The sequence below is a fragment of the Streptomyces alkaliphilus genome, from assembly GCF_014141535.1.
Classification (GTDB): domain Bacteria; phylum Actinomycetota; class Actinomycetes; order Streptomycetales; family Streptomycetaceae; genus Streptomyces; species Streptomyces alkaliphilus.
On record NZ_VKHT01001014.1, the window covers coordinates 1 to 1755 of the forward strand.

At 74.8% G+C, this 1755-nt stretch carries 3 protein-coding genes; 2 read left to right on the forward strand and 1 reads right to left on the reverse strand.

Annotated features, from left to right (window positions below; all coding sequences use genetic code 11):
* Positions 1 to 211, forward strand: a 211-nt coding sequence (locus FNQ90_RS22005; RefSeq protein WP_407699423.1) for a CDGSH iron-sulfur domain-containing protein, incomplete at its 5' end; no start/stop codon positions are given.
* 36 nt (positions 212 to 247) lie between these two features.
* On the opposite strand, the gene FNQ90_RS22010 is transcribed toward FNQ90_RS22005, so the two are convergent.
* Positions 248 to 1156 (reverse strand): DMT family transporter, encoded by a 909-nt coding sequence (locus FNQ90_RS22010; RefSeq protein WP_182607947.1) that lies wholly within the window; start codon positions 1154 to 1156, stop codon positions 248 to 250.
* Between FNQ90_RS22010 and FNQ90_RS22015 the strand changes: the two genes are divergently transcribed.
* Positions 1155 to 1755, forward strand: a 601-nt coding sequence (locus FNQ90_RS22015; protein ID WP_182607948.1) for a GntR family transcriptional regulator, incomplete at its 3' end; no start/stop codon positions are given. The two genes, FNQ90_RS22010 and FNQ90_RS22015, sit on opposite strands and share 2 nt — an antisense overlap.

Consider the following 1755-nt stretch of genomic DNA (forward strand, 5'->3'; position numbering starts at 1 on the left):
CACCCCTCCCGCCGGGGGATGCCGCATACGGATGCGGCCCGGCGAACCCCTGCTGGTGGAGGGGCCGGTCACCGTGGAGTTGCCCGACGGACGGGTCGTCACCTCCGATCGGATGACGGTGGCGATCTGCGTGTGCGGGCGCAGCGCCCGTCACCCGTGGTGCGATGCCAGCCACCGGGACACCCGCCCCCGGTGCCCCGGTGAGGAATGATCACAGGGCGGGGCGGACGGGGTCGCGCGGGCGCCCTCAGGCGCGGGAGCGTTGGGTGACCACGACGCAGGCCAGGACGACCACCGCCGTGAGGGGTGCCGAGGCGGGGAGCCGCTCCCCCATCAACAGCACCGCCCACACCAGGGTGAGGAGCGGTTGGGCGAGCTGGAGTTGACTGGCCCGGGGCACGCCGATCAGGGCCATGCCCCGGTACCACAGGACGAAGCCGCCGAACTGCGACACGACGGCGAGGTAGAGCAGGCCGGCCGGCGCCCCCGGCCCGGGGTCCACGGGTTCGACCGCCAGCCCCCCGACCGTCACCGCGGCGGAGACGGGCAGCGCCGCGACGACCGCCCAGCCGATGACCTGCCAACCCGGCAGGTGCGAGGCGAGCCTGCCACCCCGGGCGTACCCGGCGGCGGCCGCCAGGACCGCGGCGAAGAGGTAGCCGTCCCCGGGGGTCGGTGGTCCCCCGGCCCGTCCGAGGGTGAAGGCGACGACCGCGGCGGCCCCGATCCCGGCGGCCGTCCAGAAGGTGCGCGAGGGACGTCCGCCGGTCAGGAGCGAGGAGATGACGGCGGTGGCCAGGGGCAAAACCCCGATGACCACCGCGGAGTGTCCGGTGTCGGAGGTCCGCAGGGCCAAAGCGGTGAACAGCGGGAAAGCGATCCCGCAACCGCCGGCGACCGTCAGCAGGTCGGGCAGGTGTCGACGTTCGGGCCGGGGGACCCGGGCCGCCAGCAGACAGGCCGCCGCGAGGAGACCCGCCAAAAGGCCGCGCACGCCGGTCACCGTCCAGGGCCCGAAGCCCTCCAGCGCCATGGCGGTGGCGGGAAAACTCAGCGAGAAGGCCACGACGGCGAGGGCGGCCGGGAGGGTGCCGCCGGGGGCGCTCGTCGGAACCGTTATCGCCCGGAGGCGGGTAGCGCTATCCTGTGCTCTCATGAAACAGAGTAGCAGCGTGGAGCGACTCCTCGCCGAACTGCGCGAGGAGCTGAACCGCTACTCGGAAGGCGAGAAGCTGCCGTCCAGTCGGGAACTGGTGTCGCGGTACGGCGTGGGTCCGGTGACCGTCTCCCGCGCGATGTCCTCGTTGGCCGCCGAGGGGCTGGTCGTCCCCCGTCCCGGCGCGGGTGTCTTCAAGGCCGCCGCACGCCGCGCGGTGGTCCCCGCCGGTGATCTCTCCTGGCAGGAGGTGGCCCTGAGCGCGGACCCCCCGCAGGCCGCCGCCGACGTCGGCCCCCGAGGGGTGGACGCGAGTGGCCTGCTCGCCACCCTCGTCGCCCCCTCCCCCGAGGTCATCGACCTCAACAGCGGCTACCCGCACGCGGCCCTGCGGCCCGATCGTGCCCTGGCCGCGGCCCTCGCCCGGGCCGGTCGCAGGCCGGGGACCTGGTCCCGCCCACCGGTGGAGGGGTTGCCCGAACTGCGGGAGTGGTTCGCCAGGGACATCGGTGGGCCGGCCGGTTCGCTCGCCGCCTCCGACGTGCTGGTCTCAGGTGGGGGCCAGAGCGCGCTGACCACCGCCCTGCGGGCCCTCGCCC